Source organism: Sphingobium phenoxybenzoativorans (assembly GCF_001757355.1).
GTDB lineage: Bacteria > Pseudomonadota > Alphaproteobacteria > Sphingomonadales > Sphingomonadaceae > Sphingobium > Sphingobium phenoxybenzoativorans.
In genome coordinates, this window is record NZ_MINO01000010.1 from 1 (window position 1) to 24037 (window position 24037).

Annotated in this window: 21 protein-coding genes; 17 read left to right on the top strand and 4 right to left on the bottom strand. The window is 57.4% G+C overall.

Features of this window, described 5'->3' with window-relative positions; genetic code table 11:
* The first annotated feature begins 640 nt into the window (after window positions 1-640).
* From BHQ40_RS07500 to BHQ40_RS07525, 6 genes are all read left to right on the top strand, one after another.
* On the top strand, window positions 641-1699 hold the full coding sequence (locus BHQ40_RS07500) for a Rieske 2Fe-2S domain-containing protein (protein ID WP_070154635.1): 1059 nt from the start codon (window positions 641-643) through the stop codon (window positions 1697-1699).
* A 199-nt stretch (window positions 1700-1898) separates the two neighbouring features.
* Window positions 1899-3125: a CaiB/BaiF CoA transferase family protein gene (locus tag BHQ40_RS07505; protein WP_070154464.1), complete on the top strand. Its 1227-nt coding sequence runs from the start codon at window positions 1899-1901 to the stop codon at window positions 3123-3125.
* Window positions 3122-4045, top strand: a complete 924-nt coding sequence (locus BHQ40_RS07510) for a hydroxymethylglutaryl-CoA lyase (RefSeq protein WP_070154466.1) — start codon at window positions 3122-3124, stop codon at window positions 4043-4045. The genes BHQ40_RS07505 and BHQ40_RS07510 overlap by 4 nt, the downstream gene beginning before the upstream one ends.
* 202 nt (window positions 4046-4247) lie before the next feature.
* Window positions 4248-5183 (top strand): LysR family transcriptional regulator, encoded by a 936-nt coding sequence (locus BHQ40_RS07515; protein ID WP_070154468.1) that lies wholly within the window; start codon window positions 4248-4250, stop codon window positions 5181-5183.
* 124 nt (window positions 5184-5307) lie between these two features.
* Entirely contained in the window at window positions 5308-5835 is a 528-nt protein-coding gene (locus tag BHQ40_RS07520; protein WP_070154470.1) for a cupin domain-containing protein, read from the top strand.
* Window positions 5836-6331: 496 nt separating this feature from the next.
* Complete coding sequence (locus tag BHQ40_RS07525) at window positions 6332-8593, top strand: TonB-dependent receptor (RefSeq protein WP_070154472.1); 2262 nt, start codon at window positions 6332-6334, stop codon at window positions 8591-8593.
* Between the two features lie 13 nt (window positions 8594-8606).
* Here BHQ40_RS07525 and BHQ40_RS25615 read toward each other — a convergent pair whose 3' ends face one another.
* Window positions 8607-8825, bottom strand: coding sequence for a hypothetical protein (locus BHQ40_RS25615; protein ID WP_139139221.1), 219 nt, complete (start codon window positions 8823-8825; stop codon window positions 8607-8609).
* Between the two features lie 92 nt (window positions 8826-8917).
* Here BHQ40_RS25615 and BHQ40_RS07530 point away from each other — a divergent pair, with 92 nt between their 5' ends.
* The 6 genes from BHQ40_RS07530 (at window position 8918) to BHQ40_RS07555 (ending at window position 15041) form a co-directional block, all read left to right on the top strand.
* Window positions 8918-9811 carry a LysR family transcriptional regulator gene (locus BHQ40_RS07530; protein ID WP_070154474.1) on the top strand — a complete coding sequence of 298 codons (894 nt, stop codon included), beginning with the start codon at window positions 8918-8920 and terminating at the stop codon, window positions 9809-9811.
* Window positions 9812-9922: 111 nt separating this feature from the next.
* The gene (locus BHQ40_RS07535; RefSeq protein WP_070154475.1) at window positions 9923-10744 is read left to right on the top strand and encodes an SDR family NAD(P)-dependent oxidoreductase; all 822 of its coding nucleotides are present in this window, start codon (window positions 9923-9925) and stop codon (window positions 10742-10744) included.
* Window positions 10745-11031: 287 nt separating this feature from the next.
* The gene (locus tag BHQ40_RS07540; RefSeq protein ID WP_070154477.1) at window positions 11032-12099 is read left to right on the top strand and encodes an LLM class flavin-dependent oxidoreductase; all 1068 of its coding nucleotides are present in this window, start codon (window positions 11032-11034) and stop codon (window positions 12097-12099) included.
* Between the two features lie 23 nt (window positions 12100-12122).
* The gene (locus tag BHQ40_RS07545; RefSeq protein ID WP_070154479.1) at window positions 12123-13310 is read left to right on the top strand and encodes a CaiB/BaiF CoA transferase family protein; all 1188 of its coding nucleotides are present in this window, start codon (window positions 12123-12125) and stop codon (window positions 13308-13310) included.
* Complete coding sequence (locus BHQ40_RS07550; RefSeq protein WP_070154481.1) at window positions 13311-14102, top strand: enoyl-CoA hydratase/isomerase family protein; 792 nt, start codon at window positions 13311-13313, stop codon at window positions 14100-14102.
* Between the two features lie 87 nt (window positions 14103-14189).
* On the top strand, window positions 14190-15041 hold the full coding sequence (locus BHQ40_RS07555; RefSeq protein WP_070154483.1) for a MaoC/PaaZ C-terminal domain-containing protein: 852 nt from the start codon (window positions 14190-14192) through the stop codon (window positions 15039-15041).
* Window positions 15042-15178: 137 nt separating this feature from the next.
* Here BHQ40_RS07555 and BHQ40_RS07560 read toward each other — a convergent pair whose 3' ends face one another.
* Window positions 15179-16162: an Ldh family oxidoreductase gene (locus BHQ40_RS07560; protein WP_070154485.1), complete on the bottom strand. Its 984-nt coding sequence runs from the start codon at window positions 16160-16162 to the stop codon at window positions 15179-15181.
* Window positions 16163-16745: 583 nt separating this feature from the next.
* Here BHQ40_RS07560 and BHQ40_RS07565 point away from each other — a divergent pair.
* The 4 genes from BHQ40_RS07565 (at window position 16746) to BHQ40_RS07580 (ending at window position 20984) form a co-directional block, all read left to right on the top strand.
* The gene (locus BHQ40_RS07565) at window positions 16746-18266 is read left to right on the top strand and encodes an aldehyde dehydrogenase family protein (protein ID WP_083276765.1); all 1521 of its coding nucleotides are present in this window, start codon (window positions 16746-16748) and stop codon (window positions 18264-18266) included.
* 99 nt (window positions 18267-18365) lie between these two features.
* On the top strand, window positions 18366-19166 hold the full coding sequence (locus BHQ40_RS07570; RefSeq protein ID WP_070154487.1) for an enoyl-CoA hydratase-related protein: 801 nt from the start codon (window positions 18366-18368) through the stop codon (window positions 19164-19166).
* Between the two features lie 46 nt (window positions 19167-19212).
* On the top strand, window positions 19213-20130 hold the full coding sequence (locus BHQ40_RS07575) for an SDR family NAD(P)-dependent oxidoreductase (RefSeq protein WP_070154489.1): 918 nt from the start codon (window positions 19213-19215) through the stop codon (window positions 20128-20130).
* 86 nt (window positions 20131-20216) lie between these two features.
* Window positions 20217-20984, top strand: a complete 768-nt coding sequence (locus BHQ40_RS07580) for an SDR family NAD(P)-dependent oxidoreductase (protein WP_070154491.1) — start codon at window positions 20217-20219, stop codon at window positions 20982-20984.
* 114 nt (window positions 20985-21098) lie between these two features.
* Here BHQ40_RS07580 and BHQ40_RS07585 read toward each other — a convergent pair whose 3' ends face one another.
* Both BHQ40_RS07585 and BHQ40_RS07590 read right to left on the bottom strand, forming a co-directional pair.
* Window positions 21099-21392: a putative quinol monooxygenase gene (locus BHQ40_RS07585; protein ID WP_070154493.1), complete on the bottom strand. Its 294-nt coding sequence runs from the start codon at window positions 21390-21392 to the stop codon at window positions 21099-21101.
* Window positions 21393-21494: 102 nt separating this feature from the next.
* Window positions 21495-22319: an IclR family transcriptional regulator gene (locus BHQ40_RS07590; RefSeq protein ID WP_070154495.1), complete on the bottom strand. Its 825-nt coding sequence runs from the start codon at window positions 22317-22319 to the stop codon at window positions 21495-21497.
* Window positions 22320-22463: 144 nt separating this feature from the next.
* Here BHQ40_RS07590 and BHQ40_RS07595 point away from each other — a divergent pair, with 144 nt between their 5' ends.
* Window positions 22464-24029 (top strand): acetate--CoA ligase, encoded by a 1566-nt coding sequence (locus BHQ40_RS07595; RefSeq protein ID WP_070154639.1) that lies wholly within the window; start codon window positions 22464-22466, stop codon window positions 24027-24029.
* Window positions 24030-24037: the final 8 nt, after the last annotated feature.

A 24037-nucleotide genomic window follows, 5' to 3' on the forward strand; every position in this document is an offset into this window, starting at 1 on the left:
CCGCCTACGAACCCGCGACCGCCGATGATGCGTCGAGCTGGACCAGCGAGCGCGAGACCGTAAACGCCTGATAAAAGCCCACGCCGCATCAGTTCACTTTGGTCGTGAGCTGATGCGGACGAGCCAAGCATCTTCCACGACGTTAAAATGGTTGCGGCCAGTATGGGCTGTTTCAGTGGTGGGAGGCTAGTGGTCAGTCTGGGGAGGGTCCGCCGCCTGGTCTGTGGTCATTGGTTCGTGTGATTTATCTTCACAGCGCAGATCAGGTTGTGATGCATGTGGTGATCGCCTGCGGAATTTTGTGAAGGCGTTTCGCTAAATCTTCGTGATGGCCCCCTTCGGTAGTTTGCCTAGGCATCCGGTAAACGTCCCGCCGGTAATCCACTGCATATTTTCGGGCAGGCGGTTGGCGCAGAAATATCAGGCAAACGGACGCCGCCCGACCTCGCGCGAATTATCGATAGAGCGTTTGCGTTAGGCAGAACTTCCAAAGGGCAGGCCGTTTCACTGGCTACAGGGCCCAGGATGATGCTGGTGCTGGATTTGCCTTCGCTCAGCCGGTGAGAGCGAACATACCGTCAATTGCAAAGCGAAAAATCGCTGGCGGTTGACCGGTCCAAAATCACTAGGAGAGGTTTTGGTGAGCTATATTAAAGACCGCTGGTATTGCGCCGCCTGGGGCCATGAACTGGTTCGAGATCCTTTCACGCGCACATTGCTGAACGAAAAAGTCGTTTTATATCGAACGGAGCAGGGGCATCCGGTCGCTCTCGGCAATGTCTGCCCTCATCGCTTCGCGCCGATGCATCAAGGCAGGTTGCGGGGGAACGATATCGAATGTCCCTATCATGGACTTCGTTTCTCTCCAGACGGCGCATGTGCGCTCAATCCTCATGGTTCGATGATCCCGCCGGGATTGCGCCTCAAATCCTATCCAGTGATCGATAGATACGCCATGGTCTGGATATGGATGGGCGAAGCCGATGAGGCCGATCCGGCGCTTATCCCAGAATTTCCGGCGCATGATGATGGCGGATATAAAACAGTCGGCGGCATGATTCCGGTCAAGGGAAGCTACCAGCTTGTCGCCGACAATCTGCTCGATCTTTCCCATACCCAATTTCTGCATCCGATACTCGTGGTCCCTGACGACCCGGAAACCAGGGTCGAGCATGATATCCTGCAGGATGGCGACACGATTACCACCATATATAATCAGCGAAATACCAGGCCCTTTGGTTTTACCGGATTGATCTGGCCAGATGCCCCGGAGAGGCTGGACGGCCTGAGCGGCGTCCGGTGGGACGCGCCCGCCAATATGCTTCTAAAGCTGCATTTCGTCTCGCGCGATCCGGGCGATGACAGGGAATTGCGCATTTGGGGAGCGGAGCTTGTGACGCCGGAGACTGAGACCAGTTGCCACTATTTCTGGTCTGCATCGCGCAACTTCCGCCTGGACGATGAAATGTTCGGTCAGCAGCTTGGCGATGCGATCGCCAATGTCTTTACGTTTGAGGATGGCGCCATGATTGCCGAGGTGCAGGCGAACATGGGTGATGAGACCGATTTAATCGCCATGCGGCCGGTAATTCTTCCAACCGATCAGGCGGCGATCCGCGCACGCAGGATAGTCGGCAAACTGCTTCGGGCCGAGCAGAGCAGGAAAGGTGAGCCGGAACAGGTTATAGCTCAACTGTAAAATTGTTCGGATGGTCAGTCGGATTGGCCAAAATTCGAAGTCCAATGAGCTCGGTCTTGGCGCAGCAAGCCACTGGATATCTATCAATCATATCAAACCGCGAACCCGCCTTTGCCGAACGCGAAATGGACTTGCGGGGCCATGGCAATAGCAGGGGATCGATGACCTCGCGGTCACTCCAACAATGACGGAATAATATATGGCGGCCTTGTTAAACGGACTGCGGATTTTGGAGATTGGGCATTTCGTAGCAGCGCCGTTCTGCACGCGCCTGTTGGGCGATCTGGGTGCAGACATAATCAAGATAGAGCCGCTCGATGGTGATCCGGTGCGTCAATGGGGTGCGCAAATCGACGGCAAATCGCTGTGGTGGTCGATGCATGGGCGGAACAAGCGCAGCATTACGCTCAATTTGAAGAAGCCCGAAGCGCGCGAGATCATCCTTGGTCTGGTTGCGTCATGCGATGCCGTTGTTGAAAATTTCAGGCCGGGTCAGCTTGCAAAGCTTGGGCTGGGACCGGACGTGCTGCGTGGCGTGCGCCCCGACCTGGTGATGGCGCACATTTCAGGATTTGGGCAGGATGGCCCATATCGCGACCGCGCGGCGTTCGGCGTCGTGGGTGAAGCGGTCGGAGGGCTTCGTTATCTGACCAATCATCGGCCGGGCGAGAGCGATCTTCCTCCTGTACGAGTTGGCGTTAGCATCGGGGACTCGCTCGCCGGCCTCTATGCCGCTTTCGGCGTTATGGCGGCGCTTTGGGAGCGTGACCGGTCTGGCCGCCCCAGCGATAGCGAAGCGGCTTCGCCGCACAGCCTTGACGTGGCGCTGTCGGAGGCTGTTTTCAGTATGATGGAGGGGATGCTCCCCGAATATGGGGCGCTTGGGAAAGTGAAGCAGCCGACAGGCGGCGGCATCGCAACGGCTGCGCCATCCAATGCTTACCCGACCGCAGACGGTAACTGGATGCTGATTGCGGCAAATTCGGAACCACTGTTCGCCAAACTCGCCATGCTGATGGGTAAGCCCGAACTGATCGGCGATCCGCGCTATGTCTCCAACCAGACCAGGGTTGAGAATGCGGCGCAGCTTGACGCCGTCATCAGCGACTGGAGCAGCGGTTTTAATTCCGAGGATTTGGCGGATAAGCTCGTCGCCGCTGACATTCCCGCGTGTAAGGCCTATACTGCGGCGGATTGTGCGGCGGATCCCCAATTTCGCTATCGGGATATGGTGCGCGCGGTTGATGATCCGCAATTTGCCGACCCCGTTTTGCAAGCGGGCATTGTGCCGCGTGTCGGCAGTTCCGCGGGTTCGATCCGCTGGCCGGGGCCGCCGCTTGGCGCTCACACCGAAGAAATTCTTGTCGGAATGCTAGGCATGCATCCGACGGAGGTCGCGAAGCTCAGGGCCGAGGGAGTGATATGATGCGCGACGTAACGCTGGTTGAGGTTGGCACGCGGGATGGTTTTCAGCCGATAGCGCCGTTTATCCCGACTGAAACCAAAATTGCCCTGATGGGTAAGCTGTACGAAGCCGGTATCCGGCGGATGGAAGTGACATCTTTCGTCAATCCGGCGGCGGTGCCGCAACTTGCCGATGCAGCGCAAATACTCGATGCGGCCAGGGATTTTCCTGATCTGGATGCGCAGGTGCTTGTTCCGACGGTCCGGCAAGCCGAACGCGCGCTTGCTGCTGGCGCAAATCATCTCGCCTTTGTTCTGTCCGTGTCCGAAGCGCATAATCAGAATAATGTGCGGCGGTCTCCGGCGCAGTCCGTGGACGAGTGCCGGGATATCGTAAATCTTCTGCCGGCGGGCACCAAGCTGCGCGTCAACGTCGCCACCGCATTTGATTGCCCCTTTCTTGGCGAACTCGATCAGTCGGAGACGCTGGCAATCGCCCGCAGGCTGGCAGAGATTGCCCCTGAAGCTGAAATCGCACTGTGTGACACCACGGGGCGCGTAAGCCCGGACCGCATTTCCTCTCTCTTTGAACTGGTGCAGAAAGAATGTGCGCCTTCGGTCCGCTGGGCGTTCCATGGCCATGACACCTATGGAATGGGCGCAGCCAATGTCTGGGCGGCATGGAATGCGGGGATCGATGTTATCGATTCCTCGATCGCCGGGCTGGGCGGCTGCCCATTCGCTCCCGGAGCCACGGGCAATGTCGCGACCGAAGACGTCGCCTGGATGTTCAACAATGCCGGGATTAAAACCGGAATCGATATCACCCGCCTTGTCGAGGCGGCAGATGCGTTTGCGAAGATTCCGGGCGCCTTGATTGGTGGACGGGTGCGCGATGCTGTTGCGGCGCGCGAACGTGCTGACAGGGCCAGAGCCGCATGACAGGCTGGAAAACGGCTCTCTGTAAAATTCGGATTTTGCGGATTTGTGATCGCACTTGACACTTACTGTTCAAATGATCAACAAAAGGATGGTCTTTTTGCTATTGGGTGATCATTGCTGAGTCATCTCGCTCGGCATCATGGAGGAGCGGGCACCTCATTGCGTTTGTTTGTTCTGGGGGTGATCGTGCGGTCAAATTGTCATGGTGGCTAATCATAGCTGGTCCATCAAAGAGATTGATCTCACTTCGCTGAGGTTGTTTGCCGCGACGGTGGAGGAAGGCACGCTGGCCCGCGCGGCGGAGCGTGAGCATATCGCGATATCCGCAATCAGCCGGCGCATTTCTGACCTGGAATGGCGTTGCGGCGTCACGCTGCTGGAAAGGCGAGACCGGGGCGTCGTTCCGAGTGCGGCCGGCCAGATACTGGTAAACCAGATCCGCGATCTTCTCGATCTGCTTCAGCGCATGGTGCTGGACATGGAGGCGATACGGGGCGGGACGCGCGGGCATATTCGCGTTCATGCGCATATGTCGGCGACGTCAGGTCTGCTGCCGGGAAAAATTGCCGAATTTGTCGCCGCCAATCCTGGCGTTGATGTCGAGCTCGACGAATTTACCAGCATCGAAGTGATCCATTCGGTGCGCACTGGCACGGCCGATATTGGATTGGTGTCGGGCACTGTGGATGGCGGTGACCTACACTTGATACCGTGGGAAATCGATGAGCTGGTTGCGATCCTGCCGCCGGGCCACGCGCTTGCGGAGCGCAGTTCGCTCCAGCTTTCCGACATGCTGGGCGAATATTTCGTTGGTATGCAGCGAGACAGCGCGTTGCTGAGTTTGTACCGGCATCAGGCGATGGTTTTGGGTAAGACGCTCAAAGAGCGCGCGCACGCGACCAGCTTTGAGAGTGTGCGCAAGATGGTGTCGGTGGGCCTCGGCGTGGCAATATTGCCTGCGGTCGCTGCGCATCCCTTTGTCGAAGAATTGGGCATCAATGTCCGGCCGTTGAAAGAAACCTGGGCGCATCGCCCCTTGATGCTGTGCGTGCGCGACCCGGCGCAACTTCTCGCGGCGACGCGATTGCTCGTACAACATCTGACAGGCGAGGCTCCCCGCCTGATGGCGCGCGCGTGACCACATTTCGTCAAATTGCGAACGCACCTTTGCCAAACGCGAAATAGACTCGCCGGGCCACGACAAGGGAATAAGTCCGCGCGGCCGCGCATGGCGGCATCGGCGTAGAATTAGGAGATGGATCATGCCTGTCAAACGCAGACGTGTGGTTACTGCACATAAGAATAACCGCGCGATCGTTGCGAGCGATGTCGAGCTTCCCATGGAAACCATTCCGGGGGTAAAAGGCTTCACAATATGCGATATGTGGGCTGCTGCGGATATCCAACTTCCTGATGATGGCGAGTTGCGCGAATATCCGTGGTTCTTTCCTCCGGTCGGCGGTTTTCGCTGCACGCATTTGGTGCTGGACGCCAATACAGAGGCTAATCATGAGGAGCTGCAGCCTGGGGAGGATGATGGAAAACCCAGCGCGCTCTCTGAAATGACCGACAAGCCTGGGATGCATCGGTCCGCAACCGTTGATGCTGGATATATTGTGAGCGGCAGCGTGGTATGTGAGCTTGACGATGGCGAGACCATGACGCTTCATGCGGGCGATACATTTATTCAGGGCGGCACCATCCATGCATGGAGCAATCCCTTTGACGAACCGTGCCACATATTTGCCGTCAGCGTTGGCGCCAAGCATGCGCTTGTTGAAGGTCATTAATTCGTCAACCGATGTGCGGCGTCGCTAGGCGGCGTCATACCGATAGAAGGAAGGGTCGAGCCACAGAATGGCTTGGCCCTTTTTCTGTTCTAAGCTGAGCGGCCCAGTTGCTGAGACCCGCGTTAAAGGGACTGACTTGCTGATCAGCTAATCATCTAACGCAAAGCATGATCGCGATTTTTGATAAAATGTGTGAAATCAGCGGCGCTCGGCAAATTGCATTAATAGCTTCGCTAGTCCGAGGTATGTCTTTTAAATACATGAATTTAAAAGATAATTTTTCGATATGGCTCAGCGCTGGCTGTCGTGCCCGCTTATTCCTTTCCCCCAAAAAGTGATGAATTCCGCAATCTCGGAAAGGCTCACTTGCCCAACCGGGAATGGAGTTGCCTCCCCTTCTTTGGGAAAATGCCGCTTCGAGTTTCAACCGCACCACTCTCCGGAAACAGGGGATGTGGGCGCATATCTTTGCCTGATACTCTGGGAGGGGGTAATAATGCTTCGCAAATTCCTGACTTCATCTGCAATTTTGACTGTGTCGATGCTTGGCGCGACCGCAGTCAATGCGCAGCAAACAGGTTCGGCTCCACAGGATGCTGCAGCGGACCAAGGCTCAAAGATCGAGGACATCGTCGTAACCGCACAGCGGCAGACGTCGAGCGTTCAGCAGACGCCTCTGGCGATCACGGCTGTCGGGGGCGACATGCTGAAGGATCGCGGCATTGCCGATCTCGATGCGTTGACGCGCTCAATCCCGAATGTGAACTTCTCGCGTCTTGGGGGAGACGCGCGGATATTCATTCGCGGTATCGGTCTTGAGGGCGTTGACGCAGGCGCCGACGGCCGCGTCGCCGTCTACACCGATGATGTCGTTAATGCTCGCCCGCAGGCTGCGCTGACGTCGCTCTTTGACATCAATCGCATCGAGGTGCTTCGCGGGCCGCAGGGTACGCTTTACGGCCGCAACGCAACGGCTGGCGCTGTTAACATCATCTCCAATGACCCGACGGATACCTTGGATGGTTATGCTGCGATCACCGCTGGCAATTATAACCTGATCCGCACGGAAGGCGCGATCAGCGGTCCTTTGTCCGACACGGTTTCTGCGCGTTTCGCTTTCCAGACCAATGATCGTGACGGCTTCGGAAAGAATATCACCACGGGCAACGATGTTGACAGCGAGCGGAGCCGCGCGGCGCGCGCTAAGCTGCGTTTCGAGCCGTCAGAGACGTTCCATCTGACCCTGACCGGCGACTATCGCTGGGAGAAGGACAATGCAGGCGGCTACGCCTTTGTTCGCAATAATCCGTTCTTCCCTGATGTGGCCACTGTGAATGGCTTTGCGCATCCGGCGAGCCGGCGTGATCGCGCCGGTATTGATCAGCGCTTCTACATGGAAAATTATGGTCTGTCGGCAAACGCCACGCTTGAAATTGCGGACCATGTCGATCTCACTTCGGTTACCGGCTATCGCCACGTCAACCAGGCAGGCACCAGCACCGGTGATGACGCCGATCCTTCGACCACCACGCTTGATGTCGCCAACAAGGCGGACCAGTTTTCGCAGGAATTGCGTTTGTCGCTGAAGCGCGGGCCGGTCGATCTGGTCGTCGGCGGCTTCTATTTCCATGAGAAGAATAGCTTCCGGCTGAATCTCGGCGCGTCCGGTCTTCTGTTCGGCGGAAATCTGCAGCCCATCTATCAGGGCTTTGGCCAGGGCGGCACGCAAAAGACGAATGCCTATGCCGCTTTCGCCCAGGCTACTCTTCACGTTACTGACGCTTTGGGCATCGATATCGGCGCGCGGTACAGCTATGAAAAGCGGGCCATCGATCGCTATAATCAGCTCGATTTCGTCAATATCTATCAGCCCACAACGCCTTTGGTCGTTGGGTGCGTTGCTCCGCCGATTACCGGTTTCATCCCCGGAACCACGAGCTGCAGCGCGACTGGTCCGAGCAGCGCGTCCTGGTCGTCCTTCGATCCGAAGGCTACTGTTCATTATCAGGTGGCTGACGGTGTCATGGCCTATGCGACCTATTCGCGTGGTTTCAAGAGCGGTGGTTTCGACTTCACTCAGTTGAGCCCGGCCTATAACCCTGAGAAGCTCACCAATTATGAGGCGGGTATCAAGGCCGATCTTTTCGACCGGAGCGTTCGCGTCAATCTGTCCGGCTTCTATTATGACTATAGCAACCTGCAGATCACCATCCTCAACCTGCAGCCGCCAACGCCTGGCCCTGTAACGCTCAACGCGGCGAAGGCCCGGCTCTATGGTGCGGAAGCGGAAATCACCGCAGTCCCCGTCGATGATCTGCGGATGTCGTTCAATCTCGCTTGGCTGAAAAGCGAATATCGTGAGCTTTTCGACACGAACCTGTTCACGGGACAGTTGACCAATCTGGCAGGCAACCAGTTGACATCCGCGCCCAAGTATAAGGTGGTTAGCGAGATCGGTTATACCTTCCATCCGGACTTCGCCGACATTACGCCTCGCGCGGAGCTGAGCTGGACGAGCAAGCTGCAATTCTCCCAGTTCAATTTTGACTTCGTGTCGCAGCCGTCGCGCTGGGAGCTGAACCTCTATCTGGATGTTGTTCGCAAGGGCGATTGGACGATCAGCGCCTATGGCCGCAGCGTCACCAATAAGCTGTATTATGTTTCTCAGGTGGTTGCCGCGCCCTTCTCCGGTGCGCCGATCCTCGGCATGCCGGCGGCTCCGGCGACATATGGGCTTTCTGTAACCAAGCACTTCTAACTCTTGAAAATGATCACTGCCGCCAGTCGAAAATGGCGGGCGGCAGTGGCCAAACCGGCGAAGGAATAGCGGTCACGTCTTTATTTCCCTGCAACACCTGCAACTGTTTGAGACGGCTGGATGTGAGATTCTGCGGCCAGGGACCGGCTTGCCCCCGTTCTTCTGGGGAGGCTTCATTCCATGATGATTTCCCGCTCTTTACGGCGTCAAGAATGCTGCGGGCCTCGACCAAGAAAATAGAATTTCCGCATAGATCCAGAGCATGGGCAATTCGGGGATGCCGGCCAGTTTTCGCAATGGTCTGTTGAGTAGGGGAGGCGTAACATGAATGAACTTGCCGAGCTGCGGACCTTTGTCGCCGTTGTGGAAAATGGCAGTTTTTCAAAAACGGCAAGGCAGACTGGAAGATCCACCAGTTCAATCGCCCGCCAAGTGAGCGCCCTTGAAGATCGGCTGGGGATCAGCCTTCTGCACAGAACGACACGGCAGCAAGGACTGACAGACGGCGGCGCCGCCTTCTATGAGGGCGCGATAAAAGTTCTATCCAGTCTGGACAATCTCCAGCGCGATGTGTCGGCTTACCAGAGCGAACTGAAAGGTGTCTTGCGCGCCCAGATCCGCGCCTCGGCGGCCCTGTCCATCATTGCGCCGGAACTTCCCCGATTTTTGGAACAATATCCGGACATCAAGCTCAACCTCGTCCTTGCGGATGAGCAGGTCGATCTCGTCGCCAATGGCCTCGACGTTGCCGTCTGGCTGGGGCATCTCAACGACTCCGGCCTCATCGCGCGGCGCCTTAGCGCAAACAAGCGGATACTTTGTGGAAGTCCCGCCTATTTTGAACGCTATGGCGAGCCGAAGCATCCTTCGGATCTTCAACAGCATAACTGCCTTTTGTACCGCGCGGTGAACTACGGCAATCTGTGGCGGTTTGAGAAAGGCGACGAGAAGCTGGAAGTGCATGTTGCCGGTAATCTGGAATCCGAAAATGGATCGATCCTGCTTACCAGTTGCATAAATGGCATAGGGTTGTTTGTGGCGCAGGAATGGATGCTCCGCGGCCCCGTGCGTGACGGACGGTTGCGTCCCGTGCTGACCGATTACATCATCAACCCGTCGAACGACAATGACACGGCGCTCCATGTCGTATGGCCGCCGACGAAGAAGCTCTCGCCAAAGGCGCGCGCCTTCATCGATTTTCTGGTCTCGCTTTTTTAGCATGGCATTGTCCGGCTGGCTCCTTTGTGGCCATCCCGGAAATATCCTGATGGCTGAGCGTCGCGGCGGCCCGCGCATCTGCCTGCTGATGAGAAATCAAGGAGTATTACAATGACCGGATCATCCCGTGATCGTACGAGTAATGGTCCGGTAGCCGGAAGGCTTGCCGGCAAGATCGCCGTCGTGACAGGGGCAGGCGGGGGGCAGGGGCAGGCTGCGGCTATTCTCTTTGCGCAGGCGGGCGCAATCGTCGTGGCAAGCGATCTGAACCAGGCAGGCGTGGAGGCGACCACGCGGATGGCGCGCGAGCAGGGGTTGCAGATTTACATGAGCGCGGTCGATGCTGCCGATGAGGCTTCCGTGGGACCATGGATTGATGATGCGGCAAAGGCGCATGGCGGCCTGGATATTCTCTACAATAACGCAGCGAACACCCATTTCGCGCCCTTCGGTGAAATGACTCTGCATCAGTGGCGCGAAACGATGCGGCTTGAACTGGATATCGTGTTTCTTCCGTCCAGGGCGATCTGGCGTCACCTTGTGGCGCGTGGCGGAGGGGCGATTATCAACATTGCGTCAGTTTCGGGCATGCGCGCTACGGAGTTTATTGGGGCCGCCGCACATGCCACTGGCAAAAGCGGGGTCATTGGCTTTACGCGCCAGCTTGCGCTTGAAGGCGCTCCGCATTGGATCCGCGCCAATTCGATATCGCCCGGCCCCATTGTCGCGCCTCCAACGGAAGCGATGCTGGCGCAAAGCGAGGAGTTTGCGAGAAACTTCAACGGCTGGCCGATGATGTCGCGCACCGGACGACCGTTGGACATCGCCTATGCGGGACTGTTCCTGGCTTCAGACGAAGCGTCCTTCATCACCGGTGCAAACCTTGCCGTAGATGGCGGCTGGTCCACAAAGGGCGGATATACGGCGCACTGAGATGTTCGGGGTTGATCACGCTATTGATGCATATTGTTGAAAGGCGAGGCGGTCTCTGTTGAGCCTTTGGCGGGGGTAAATCCAAGAACTGCTGGGGCAATGCCGTTTTTGCATAGTCAAAAGAGCATTGGATTGTTGCTTGAATCGCGACGGTGTTCGCCAATTTGCGATGGTTCTCAATAATGTCCGCTCCGATACAATCACCCGTATCGCAACAAACAGCTCCAAGCAGATGGTGATCAACCATCGCGAACGCGGCGGGGCATGGAAATTCGAGAGGGCGAAACATGACCACATTCGGTACTTTGAATTTGATGCAGCAGCGCGATGCCGTGAAGCCGCGCGAACAGATCTTCAAGGAGTCTGTGGAGCAGGTCGTCCTCGCTGATGAGCTTGGCTTTGACAATGTTTGGTTCGCCGAGCATCACTTCTCCAACTACGGCCTGTGCCCTTCTCCTCTGATGATGGTGGCGCACACAGCCGCAAAGACGAAGCGCATCAAGCTTGGCAGCGGCGTTGTCATTGCGCCTCTCTATCACCCCTCAAGGCTGTTGGCGGAAATCGGGCTGGCCGATATTCTCACCGAGGGTCGCCTCGAACTGGGTGTCGGCAAGGGTTATCAGGGTTATGAGTTTGAGCGCTTCGGCGTCACTCTGGAAGATTCTGCTGATATCACCACGGAGATGTTTGACCTGATCGAACTGGGTCTGTCTGAAAAGACGTTCGATTATAACGGTAAGCACTTCAACCTTCCGCGTTCCACGATTAGCTGCAAGCCGCTGCAGAAGCCTACGCCGCCAATCTGGTATGCCGGTGGTGAAGTGGCGCATCTGAGGCGCTGCGCTCGTAACGACTATCCGGTATTCATGTCGGGCGCGCTGGGCGGCCTGACGCGACTGATCGGCATACGCAAGGAATATGAGAAGCTGGTTGCCGCAGAAGGCCGCAATCCCGCCGACGCCAAGGTTGCCTGCAGCCGCATGGTATTCGTCACCGACAGCAAGGCCGAGGCGGATCACTTCCTCGATTGCGCCCGTTACCAGCAGCGGCTTGCGCTGAGCTTCAAGAACCGTCGCGAGAATGTGAGCGAAGATTACATCATCGGCGAAGTGCCGTTTGAAGGCGAGCCGGACATGGATCGCATCCGCCACAATCTGCCGGTCGGCGACGTGGATACGGTTGTCGAGAAGATGGTGGCGTTGCTGCGTGGTCTGCAGCCTCATCATGTCGCACTGCTCATGCAGGTTGGCGACATGGAGCATAAGAGCGTCACGAAATCCATGGAGCGCTTCATCACGGACGTCGTTCCGGCGGTGCAGAAAGAACTCAAGAAGTTCGAGCAGGAAGCCGCTTAACTCTCTGAAGGTTCTTAAAAGACATGCAGTATCCATTGCAGGGCGTAAAGGTCCTGGACCTGAGCAGGGTTCTTGCCGGGCCATATTGTGGCCAGTTGCTTGCCGATATGGGCGCCGACGTTCTGAAGGTCGAAAGTCCTGAAGGCGATGAAAACCGGGGCTGGGGCGATCGGACAGCCGATGGCCTTAGCTGCAACTTCAGCAGCGTGAACCGTGGCAAACGCAGCGTTGTCATGAACTTCAAGGCTCCCGGGGCCAAGGAAGCGCTGGCGCAGCTTGTCCGGGAATCCGATGTCGTTATCGAGAGCTTCCTCCCGGAATCATCCAAGCGCCTCGGCATTACGTTCGAAGCGTTGAAGGAGATCAAGCCGGACATCATCCTCTGTTCTATTACGGGATATGGCTCGCGCGGTCCGATGCGGGACAAGCCTGGCTACGATCTGATGATGCAGGCTTTTTCCAGTGTCATGCTGGGAACCGGTACGGAAGACGGTGAGCCGGTAAGGTGCGGCGTCTCCTTCATTGACATGTCGACGGGCCTGATCGCCTATGGCGGCATTCTCACGGCTTTGCACAGCCGCGGCGTCAATGGCGGGTGCCATGTGGAAGTGTCGCTTCTGCGCACTGCCATTTCAATTCTTGGCTATCAGGCCGTGAATTGGCTGCAGACCGGGCGTTTGCCGCAGCGTCAGGGATCGGGGGTTATGCATCTCGTTCCCTATCAGGCGTTCAAATGCCGTGACGGCTATATATTGTCCGGGGCAACGAATGACCTTGCATGGCGGCGTTTCAGCACGGCTCTGGGCAGGCCGGAACTGGGGGTCGATCCGCGCTTCGCGACCAATGATGACCGGTTGCAGAATAGAGCGGAACTGATCGCTCTGGTCAGTGCGATTTTCGAGACGAACGATGCCGCTTATTGGGTAGAGAAGTTCGAAGAGAACCGTGTCGCAATCTCCCCGCTCAATACGCTTGATCAGGTTCTTACGCATGACCAGCTCAAGGAGAATGATATTCTCCTTTCGCTCGCGGAAAGCGGTCAGGAGCCAAAATCCTTCATCGGCGCGCCTTTCACGCTGAATAAGGAAACGCTATTCTCGCAGCGTCTTGTGCCGCATCTTGGGGCCGATAATGACGAGATTTTGAGAGCGCATATGCAGTTGAGCGACGAGCAGATTGAACGGCTGACAGGTCTGCGGGAGCAGGCCTGAGTGGGACGCATATCCATCGAACGGGGCGTTCGCGGTGACTGTCACCTGATTATTGATAATCCGCATCGCCGCAATGCGATGAATCTCTCAATGATCGAGTCGCTCGAAAAGCATTTCGTGGATTTCGCGCTGGATAGTGACTGCCGGATGATAATCATCCGGGGTGCCGATGGGAATTTCTGCAGCGGCCGCGATTTGAGTGACTTTCAGGGCGCGGACGTGCTCGATGATGATGCCGTCCGCGCTGACTATGCGATACTCTGCCGGCTGATGCTGGCGATAGAAGCGTTTCCCAAGCCTCTGGTCAGCATTATTCAGGGGCATGCCATTGGCCTGGGCGTGGCGATTGCGGCAGGATCTGATGTCGTGATTGCCGCAACCGATGCGGCATTTAGTTTCCCCGAAGTGCGCTTTGGTATAGCGCCAACCCTCTCGGCAGCGATGCTGTTGCGTAATGTTGGGCCGAAGAAGGCCCTATATGCGTTGTTGACCGGTTCGAGATTTGACGGACAGGAAGCGGAGCGGATCGGTCTGGTTTCCAGAGCCGTCGCGCCAGAGGAGTTTGACTCCACGGTTGGCGCATTAATTGACGGATTGCTCCTTGCAGATCCTGAAGCCTGCGCTCACCTGAAAAAACTGGTGCAGGCGGTTGATACAGCGACACTTCCGCAAGCGCTGGATGCTGCCATGGAATGGGCGGTAAAATCGGTCCGAAGCGAAGGCGCTGCCGAAGGCCGCAAGGCGCGACAGGAGAAAAGGCCGCCTGCGTGGGTGTTGCCTGGATCGTCGTAAAGCACGGCGCTAAGTGGCTTTCCGTAAGAAAAGTTGACCAAAGATCCCGTGCGACAGGCGCGGCAATTGAGTTAGGCGAGGATTCCGATGGCGATCGACTATGACAAGTTGATGAATTTTGAGATCCCCGATGTCGAACAGGATCTGACTCAACGAGATACTATTTTGTACGCGCTTTCCGTGGGTCTTGGCCAGAATCCGACGGACGCCGATGAACTGCGTTTCGTGACGGAACATGGACCTCTGCAGGCGCTTCCATCCATAGCGACCGTGCTTGGGTATCCGGGGGCCTGGCTTCTTGATCCAGAGACTGGCGTGGATGCTGCGAAACGCGTTCATGGCGAACAAGGGATAATCATCCACAAGCCTCTGCCCGTTGAGGGCAAGATCGTCGGCAAGACGAGAGTGGCCGCGATCGTCGACAAGGGCGAGGGCAGGGGCGCGTTGCTCTATGTAGATAAGGAACTGCGCGACTTTGCGACAGGGGAACTGCTGGCATCTGCACCCAGCACGATATTCCTGCGTGGCGACGGCGGTTTCGGAGGGCCATCTGGCCCCGTCAAGCCGGCGCATCGCCTCCCCGACAGGGCGCCTGATACCCATTTAAAGCTGGAGACCCGGCCGGAGCAGGCCCTTCTTTACCGGTTGAACGGCGACTATAATCCTCTCCATTCCGATCCGGCTGCGGCCATTGCCGCTGGTTTTGACAGGCCGATATTGCATGGCCTGTGCACGTTCGGAATAGTTTGTCATGCGCTGGTGAAGGTGTTTGGCGATTCTCAGCCGGAAAGATTGCGCGAAATGGAGCTGCGTTTCTCTGCGCCGGTACTGCCGGGGGAAACCATCAGCGTTGAGATGTGGAATGATGGATCATTCCAGGCGCGTGTTGTGGAACGCGACGCCATCGTAGTTAGCAACGGCCGCTCCGTATTTAATTAGACGGGATTTAACGGGATAGGCGGGGCCGACTGATCAGTCCCGGCATTTTCCGGACGCCAAAAATCACCGCCGAATGTACGGGGAGAGCAGCTTCCGGAATGCCTCGCTCATCGATCGGGAAATGTTGGCGACAGTGTTCAGTCGTCCAACAGCGCCAACAACCCCGCATAGACTTTATCATCGAGATCGATCTTGCCCCGGACCCGGCCTTCACGCCGGTTCTTATGGCCATGTTCGCCAGGAATCCGAACGGGCGGCTGACCAGGGGCTGGCCGCGAGGTCTTGATGTCGTTGATGAAGGATGAAACCTGAGTTTTAAACTTGTCGGCTGGCATCAGCATGGCCGGGTCGAACACGAGGAAGAAGAAACCGGAATCCTGAAAATCCGCTGCGGGGGCAGCGCCGCCCGCCAATGCTCCGAAAATCTGAACCGCTATGGACAGAGCGGAACCGCGAGGACCGCCCCAGGCCAGCATGGCTCCCGCAAGGGCGCCGGAAGGATCCGTGGTTGGAAGGCCTTCTTCGTCAACCGCCGTGTCCTCCGGCAATTCCCTTCCCGATCTCTGCCGCAGCAGGACCTCACCCAAAGCGACTGCGCTGGTCCCGAAGTCTATGACCAGGGGGTCGCCATCGGCCGGGAAGCTGAGCGAAACAGGATTGGTGCCCAGAAGTTTGTCAATGCTCCCATGTGGTGCGACGACCGCGCGCGAACTGGCCGTATGAATGGCGACCATTCCCGCCCGCGCCGCGCGATCGACATAGTAGGACAGGCGGCCACTGAACCAGCTATTGTGGACGCCGACGATGCCGACACCGGTTTCCTTCGCCAGGGCAACCGCCTTGTCTATCGCCATCAGAGACGTGACATATCCAGTAACGCCGCCGCCATCGATGACTGCGCAGGACGCGCTCTCGCGGATCGTCCTGATGGGTTCGCCCGGTCCGACCTTACGCAGCATTTCAACGATCGAAAAGATGCGCGGAGGCCCGGCAAATGCGTGTCCGCTCATGGCGGCATCGATCAAATGATCGAGCACCATGTCCGCATGTTCGGGCTTCATTCCATGCCGGGTAAGAACGCGGGTGCCGAGTTCCTTGATCTCGTCTGCGCTGATTTCCATCCAGTTATCCTCTACGTCGGTCATTTCTATTCGCGATTTGCGGGAGGAGCCGGAATTTGTCCTCCAAAGTCCGGCACATTCCGACTATCGCGTCCACAATCGCTGAAAGGAGGAGGCCGCGTATAACGCCATAGCCCGCCCTCAATTTCGGCTTGCAGCCTCATGACAAAGAAATCGACGCAAGGGATCGATCACCCTCTGTCAGGATGTCAACAGCGCTGCACTATAGGGGGATGATGATTGTTCCAAATATGCAATATCGGCAAAGACCTTTGCGGGATGTGCGTTAAATGCCGATCACGGTTTGGGCATTGGCGACACGCATAATCGCCGCGACTTGCTCCGTTTCCGCGCCTTTCTCTGCCTAAACGGCCTGAAAGGATTGTTGCGGATCGGAGAAGGATGCTTTCCGGATAAAGCACGAGGCGGAATGCCGCATCGGATGTAAGTTTCCCCGTGGATGAGCTTCATGAGAGGCGGCGGATCGTCCCAAATGGTCCTGCGCGCTGCATGGCGTATCCTAACCCGTTTCGAAAAAGCGGGTGAGTTTATCACATGGGCGACAGCGCCGAAGGAGAGATAGGTGAGTTCCGAGTCCACGCAGGCGGTAGCATCAAAATTGACCATCGCCGAGACAGCCGCTCCACCGACATTCGGCCTATGGATCAACGGCAAGAGCCTCCCGGCCCTCTCCGGAGCGACTTTTGAGCGGAGCAATCCGTTCAACGGTTCCATAGCGGGCGTTTACGCCAATGGCGACTTTGAGGATGGCATGCTGGCGCTCAAGGCGTCGCGCGCTGCATTCGATTCTGGTCTGTGGCCGAGCAGCAGGGCGCGGACGCGTTTCGAGGTGCTTACGCGCGTGGCCCGTATTTTGGGTGAGCGCAGCGAGGCGTTCGTCGAGCGCATGATCGCCGAGTCCGGTAAGCCCAGGTCTGTTGCGCTTGGCGAACTTGCGACGTCCATTCGTACGTTCGAATATTATGCTGGCCTTGCGCTGGATCTGCATGGTTCGGCGATCAGTGATCGCGCCCCTGATGCGATGGGTATGATCCTGCATGAGCCGATCGGCGTGGCCGGATTGATCACTCCGTGGAATTTCCCGCTGCTTAATCCCGTGGTGAAGATTGCGCCCGCGATCGCGGCGGGGTGCACAATCATTATCAAGCCCTCGCATCTGTGCGCCGGCCCTACTTTGCTTCTTGCGCAGTATCTTACGGAAGCAGGTCTGCCGGACGGTGTAATCAACGTCGTTACAAGCGATCTTGGCGGCGGCGCTGTCGTGGGGCAGTTGATCTCTGAATCGGAGATGGTCGACAAGGTCGCGTTCACCGGATCGAATATGACCGGCCGGATCGTGATGCGTTCGGCGGCTTCCACTTTCAAGCCGGTTTCACTCGAGCTTGGCGGCAAATCCGCAAATATCATTTTTGACGATGCGCCGTTCGATGAGGCTGCAGCGGTTTCCGTCAACGCATTCTGCTTCAACAGCGGTCAGCAATGTTCGGCCGCCACCCGCCTGCTGGTGCAAAAAGGCATTCATGACCGGTTTGTGGAAGCGCTGGTGAAAAATACCAGCAAGCAGGTGATCGGCGATCCCAATGATGGCGCGACCATGATGGGTCCGCTGGTGAGCGCGGATCAGTTCAGCCGTGTTAGCGGACATATCGCCACTGGCCGGTCGGAAGGGAAATTGGTGGCTGGCGGTGGCGCACCGCAAGGTGCGGCATTCGATAATAGTTTCTTCATCGCCCCGACCATCTTTGATGGTGTCGATAATAGCGCCCGTATAGCGCAGGACGAAATTTTCGGGCCGGTCCTTTCCGTCATACCATTCTCTGACGAGGAGGACGCGATACGGATTGCCAATGATAGCCGCTACGGGCTTGCAGGCGGTGTCTGGACCAACTCCATTGGGCGGGCGCTTCGTGTGGCAAAGGCCATTCGCACGGGCAAGATGTTCGTGAACTGCTACAATAATTCCGGTTTGGATGACCTTCCGCACGGCGGATACAAGGAAAGCGGGATCGGGCGCGAACTGGGTCAGAAGGGACTGGAAGAATTCCAGCAGACCAAGAGTGTGCAGATCAAGATCGGGTCTTAACGGTCTGCGTCATACCTTCCTTCAAGGCCTCTGATCCCGGCGATTTTCCTCACATCGCTTGAGCGCCGCCCGTAACACCAGTCATTCCGGAGATGCCATTTGGACCATGTCCTTTATCGTCAGGAAGGTGCTGTAGCGATCATCACGCTCAATCGCCCTGAGCAGCGTAATATCCTATCATCTGATGAGATGCAGGCGGCGTTACTTGGGGCAATCGAGCGGCTGGCAAATGATCATGTGGTGAAGGTCGCTATCCTGACCGGCGCGGGCGCGGCCTTTTCGGCTGGCGGAGACATAAAGAAGATTGCCGAAACGGCTGGAAAGACATCGCCGCCCGTTTCTCGCACGCATTATATCAACGGCATACAACGCATTCCGCTTGCCATGTCGCGGTTGGAATTGCCGGTAATAGCAGCGGTAAACGGGCCGGCCGTAGGCGTAGGGCTTGATCTTGCCTGCATGTGCGACATCCGTATCGCCGCGCAAAGCGCCAAGTTTGCGGAGAGCTTCGTCAAGATTGGATATGTCCCCGGCGACGGCGGCGCCTGGCTGCTTCCGCGGGTCGTCGGCCTTCCCAAGGCGCTGGAAATGAGCCTGACCGGCGACATGATAGATGCGGATGAGGCGCTTACCTGGGGCCTGGTGACAAAGGTGGTTCCCGACGAACAGCTTATGGACGTGGCCATGGCGATGGCTTCTCGGATCGCCAGCAATCCGGGATTTGCGGTCAGGATGACCAAGCAGCTTTTGCACAAAAGCGGCGCGATGAGCCTTGAGGATCTGCTGAACTTTACGGCCACGGCGCAGGCGATCGCCGCTTCATCCGATGAGCACAAGCAGGCGGTGGAGGCGGCCCTGGCCGCCCTGCAGGCGAAGAAGCGGCGTCCAAAAGAAAACTAATTCAGAAATCGCCGGCTCAGTTCGGCACTGCGAATGGAGACTGATCATGGATCAGAATGGAATTTTGGCTGGCAAGGTTGCGCTGGTCACGGGAGCGGGTGGCGGCATCGGCCGCGAGATCGCAATTGCGATGGCTGCCGCTGGTGCGAAGGTGATGATCAACGATGTCGGCGCCAGTCTGTCCGGTGATGGCCAATCGAACACGCCCGCTCAGGAAACGCGCAGCCTGATTGAGCAGCGTGGCGGCGCTGCGGCGATTGACACCAATAGTGTGGCAGAACCCGACGCCGCGCAGCAAATGGTGAAGAATACAGTCGATACCTTCGGACGGATCGACATTGTCGTCAACAATGCAGGCATTCTCCGTGACACCATCTTTCACAAGATGAGTCCGAAAGACTGGGTGGACGTCATCAATGTCCATCTCAATGGCAGCTTCTTCGTAAGCCGCGCGGCCGCGGAATATTTCCGGGCGCAGGAAAGCGGCGCATATATCCATATGACGAGCACGTCCGGGCTGATCGGCAATTTCGGCCAAGCCAACTACTCCGCCGCGAAGCTCGGTATCGTTGCCCTGTCCAAATCGATCGCGCTCGACATGAAGCGCTATAATGTGCGTTCCAATTGCGTCGCACCCTTTGCCTGGAGCCGGATGACGAACGCCGTGCCGAATGAGACGCCCGACCAGCAGGCGCGGGTCGCCGTGCTCAAGCAAATGACGCCGGAGAAAAACGCGCCGCTCGTGGCCTATCTCGGTTCAGACCAGGCCAAGGATATAACGGGCCAGGTTTTCGCCACCCGTAACAACGAGATATTCCTGATGAGTGGCGTACGCCCGGTGCGGAGCGTCCATCGCGAAAACTGGACTCCCGAAAGCATCGCGGAACATGGCATCAAGGCGTTGATGGGAAGCGCCGTTCCGCTCGACCGGAGCAGCGATGTTTTTACCTGGGATCCGATCTGACCGGTCACCTCAAGAAGAATGATTGGTGGGCAATCCCTTCATTCTTCTGATCCGTGATGCAACAATCGTAGAAAGGAGAAGCGGCTATGTCTGGAGAATTGGCAGATAAAGTCATTATCGTAACGGGTGCGGCTGGCGGGATTGGCCGGGAAGCGGCCATTCGCTTTGCGCGTGCAGGTGCGCAAATCGCCATTGCCGACCTGATGGTCGAAGGCAGTGAAGAAACGGCGCAGATGATCACCAAGGACGGCGGAAACGTGATCGTCGTTCGCACCGACATCACGGCTGAGGAAGATGTCGAGGCGCTGGTCAATCGTACGCTGAGCCATTTCGGTCGCATCGACGGCGCGTTCAACAACGCTGGATTGGAACAGGCAGACAAGCTGCTCCACGAAATATCCCTGAAAGAATGGCAGAAGGTGGTCGGGGTTGATCTGACCGGCGTATTTATCTGCATGAAATATCAGATTCCGCCCATGCTGAAGGCTGGCGGCGGTTCTATCGTCAATACCGCCTCAGGATTGGGGCAAGTCGCTATTCCCAAAGCCTCCGAATATGTCGCCGCCAAGCATGGCGTAATCGGTCTCACGCGCGCCGCAGCGGTGGATTATGGAAAGCAGGGCGTGCGGGTCAATGCGATCCTGCCCGGTATCATCGAAACGCCGATGGTTAGCCGGCTCGTGAATGATCCGGCGTTTCTGCCAATCTTCGACAGTTATCGCGCCCGCCATCCGATGGGACGGCTTGGCAAGCCTGAGGAGGTTGCCGAAACCGCATTGTGGCTGCTGTCCGATGCAGCGTCCTACATTCACGGCGCGGCAATTTGCGTCGATGGTGGCGCGTTGGCAATTTAAGCGCGGCGCAAGCCGATTGAATATCCGGATAGGGGCCGCCCGGTAGGCGATCGCAATCGCGATCTTCCATGTTGGGCGGCCCTATTCGGTTCAACTTTCAGATTTTGTCCGACCTCAATTTTCGATCAGCGTTTCGAAGAAGCTTGCATCGGGCGGACCGTCGAGTGCGGCCATGATTGGCCCGAAAGCGCTCTTGGGAATCGACGCTCCGCTTTCCTTCTGCGCATCGGCGCTGGACCATGTTTCAATGAAGATGAAGCGCTTGCTGTTTCCAAGGTCGCTTAACAATTCAATACCCTCGCACCCGTTCAACGGGCGAACGATTTCGGACAGGGAAACCAATGCGGTTTGCAGCGCGGCCTCGTTCCCTTCGGAAGCCGTAAGAATATAATAGCGCTTGATAGCCATAATTTACTCCTGATTATAATCGTTTAATGCGTTTTCATTGATGCGGGAATTTGGCTGCGAAGCGCAAAATTGGGCGTTCAGGGAAACCGGCCTGCGCACTCATCATATTTCTTCGCCAGACAGTTGTTTTGACAGCGCTTGCGCTGATGCAAGCACTTCGTCTTGCAGCCGCTCCATCTTTTCGTCGCGAATGGTGCTGCTGATCCCGATGGCAACCAGCGCATGGTTGAGTCGCCGTCCATTTCCCCAGACGGGCGCGCTCATTACCGTAACGCCGCTCATGTAATTTCCGCTATCCACCGCAAAGCCGAGCTCGCGAGTCCGGTCGACTTCCTCCCACCATTGTTCCAGTGATGGCGCGTCGTCCCAGCGCAAAGAGCGGAAGCCTGCCTCCAGGTCTTCGCGTGCGTGACCGCCAAAGGCAGCAATGCATCGGCCTGTGGCACTAACCAGAGCGGGGAAACGGCTGCCGATCTGCGTGCTGATCTGGAAATTGGAGCTGGATCGTGAAAGCGCCACTGCAATGATATGCTCGGTCCCGACAATTCTGACACCTAGCAGGGTTACGCCAAAGTTGTTGGCGATCCTGTCGAGATGGGGCTGCGCCATTTCCGTGAAATGATTCTGCCGCAACCACTGACGGGCAAGGGTCAGCACGCCGGCATCAAGGGAATAGCGTTTCGTATTGTCGTCGAATGCGACAAGCTCCTCTGCAACCAGCGCCCTGAGTACGTGCAGGCAGGTGCTCGGCACCAGTCCAAGTTCGCGGGCGATCGCATGAACGCCAATCGGCGCATCATGTTTGCCAAGCAGGCGCAAAACCGCCGCAGCCCGTGAAATTGCCGGAGCTTTACTGTTTTCAACCGCGCGCGCGAGTTCGCGATCTATTCGCGGCGGGGGTGGGTTGGATGGCGTGGTTGTCTTCATGGGCAAATCCTATCGTTCAATATATACAACAACATTCTATATTTACAACAACATTCGTACGGGTATAGCTCCGAGCCGAGAGCGATCGCCCATGCGGGGCGATGCGCAATGCCCTCGCGGGCGCTGGACAAATGGATCGCATACATGGCCAAGCTGACTGACTACACGAGTTATGCCGATGCGCAGCAGTACGCCTCGTCAACGGCGCTTTGGGACCTGTTCGACGGAAATCTCGACCGCCTGAACATCGCCCATGAATGCATCGATCGTCATGCGGATGGTAGTGGCCGGATCGCCGTGCGCATTGCCCACTCTGACGGCCGCGATGAAGCGTTGAGCTTCGATCAGATATCGAGCGGCTCCTCGCGTTTCGCGCACTGGCTGCAGGAAAACGGCATTGAGCCGGGTGAGCGCGTCGCCTTCATGCTGGAGCCGTCGCTGCCATTCTATCTGTGCCTGTTCGGCGCGATCAAGCGTGGCGCAATCAGCGTTCCTCTGTTTACGCTGTTCGGCCTTGATGGGCTCCGTCTTCGCGTTGACGACTGCAAGCCGAAGCTCCTGATCACCAATGCGGAAAAGTTTGAGATGGCTTCGCAGGTCGAGGGCGTGCGGGTCATCGTTGCGGATGACGCGCTGCTGGCTGAACTGACCCAGTATCCCGATTCCTATGAAGTGACCAGCAAGGCCAATGACCTTGCTATCTTCCAATATACTTCGGGAACGACGCGTCTGTTGCCGGCCGCCGTCAAGCATACGCACCGTGCGCTTGTCGTGCTGATGTTCGCCGCGCTCTATGGCACGGGCATTCGGCCGGAGGATCAGTTCTTCTGTCCGTCCTCGCCAGCCTGGGGCCACGGGCTGTGGCATGGCACCCTTGCGCCGCTGGGGCTGGGCGTGACCACGGGAACATTTGCCGGACGTTTCGACGCGACCCGGCTGATGAAGGCCATGCAGGACTATGGCATCACCAACATGTCCGCGGCATCGACCCATTATCGCATGATGCGCAATGCCGGGACGGCAGGTGAGTTCACATTCGCCATAAAGAAGCTGTCTTATACCGGCGAACCGATCGATTCCGCGACGCTCGACTTCATCGATGCAACATTCCACGTTCCGGCGTGCAGCATGTATGGCACCACGGAAATCGGCGTGGTGCTGGTCAACTATCCGGGCGCCCCTGACTTTCAGGTCAAGCCGGGTTCATTGGGGAAGCCCATTCCCGGCCAAAAGCTGGAAGTGCAAAAGCCGGACGGCACGCCTTCCGACCCGGATGTTATCGGCGAACTGATGCTTTGGCGCCGTGAGGGTTGGGAAACCACCAAGGATTTGGCGAAGATCGACGACGAGGGTTATTTCTATCATGCGGGCCGTGCGGATGACGTGATCATCTCGGCAGGCTGGACGATGAGCGCCGTCGAAATCGAAAACACGCTGCTCAAGCATCCCGACGTCAAGGAAGCGGCCGTCATTGGCGTGCCCGACGCGACGCGCGGCCAGGTGGTCAAAGCCTTCATCGTCACGCCGCGTCCTGGCGACGACGAATATGTCAAGGAACTGCAAGTCTTTACCCGCGAAAGGCTGAGCCAGCACGAATTTCCGCGTCATGTGGAAATTGTCGAAGAACTGCCCAAGACGCCGGCTGGCAAGGTCAACCGCAAAATCCTTCGCGACCAGGAACAGGAAAAGCTGGCCGCCGCTGCAAACTAAAAACGAAA

Bases quoted from the DNA above. Each gene is read 5' to 3' on its own strand.
- BHQ40_RS07575 (WP_070154489.1), top strand. From the start codon at position 19,213: ATGGATCAGAATGGAATTTTGGCTGGCAAGGTTGCGCTGGTCACGGGA.
- BHQ40_RS07590 (WP_070154495.1), bottom strand. From the start codon at position 22,319: ATGAAGACAACCACGCCATCCAACCCACCCCCGCCGCGAATAGATCGC.
- BHQ40_RS07540 (WP_070154477.1), top strand. From the start codon at position 11,032: ATGACCACATTCGGTACTTTGAATTTGATGCAGCAGCGCGATGCCGTG.
- BHQ40_RS07555 (WP_070154483.1), top strand. From the start codon at position 14,190: ATGGCGATCGACTATGACAAGTTGATGAATTTTGAGATCCCCGATGTC.
- BHQ40_RS07545 (WP_070154479.1), top strand. From the start codon at position 12,123: ATGCAGTATCCATTGCAGGGCGTAAAGGTCCTGGACCTGAGCAGGGTT.
- BHQ40_RS07520 (WP_070154470.1), top strand. From the start codon at position 5,308: ATGCCTGTCAAACGCAGACGTGTGGTTACTGCACATAAGAATAACCGC.
- BHQ40_RS07595 (WP_070154639.1), top strand. From the start codon at position 22,464: ATGGCCAAGCTGACTGACTACACGAGTTATGCCGATGCGCAGCAGTAC.
- BHQ40_RS07525 (WP_070154472.1), top strand. From the start codon at position 6,332: ATGCTTCGCAAATTCCTGACTTCATCTGCAATTTTGACTGTGTCGATG.
- BHQ40_RS07510 (WP_070154466.1), top strand. From the start codon at position 3,122: ATGATGCGCGACGTAACGCTGGTTGAGGTTGGCACGCGGGATGGTTTT.
- BHQ40_RS07530 (WP_070154474.1), top strand. From the start codon at position 8,918: ATGAATGAACTTGCCGAGCTGCGGACCTTTGTCGCCGTTGTGGAAAAT.
- BHQ40_RS07515 (WP_070154468.1), top strand. From the start codon at position 4,248: ATGGTGGCTAATCATAGCTGGTCCATCAAAGAGATTGATCTCACTTCG.
- BHQ40_RS07585 (WP_070154493.1), bottom strand. From the start codon at position 21,392: ATGGCTATCAAGCGCTATTATATTCTTACGGCTTCCGAAGGGAACGAG.
- BHQ40_RS07505 (WP_070154464.1), top strand. From the start codon at position 1,899: ATGGCGGCCTTGTTAAACGGACTGCGGATTTTGGAGATTGGGCATTTC.
- BHQ40_RS07580 (WP_070154491.1), top strand. From the start codon at position 20,217: ATGTCTGGAGAATTGGCAGATAAAGTCATTATCGTAACGGGTGCGGCT.
- BHQ40_RS07560 (WP_070154485.1), bottom strand. From the start codon at position 16,162: ATGGAAATCAGCGCAGACGAGATCAAGGAACTCGGCACCCGCGTTCTT.
- BHQ40_RS07535 (WP_070154475.1), top strand. From the start codon at position 9,923: ATGACCGGATCATCCCGTGATCGTACGAGTAATGGTCCGGTAGCCGGA.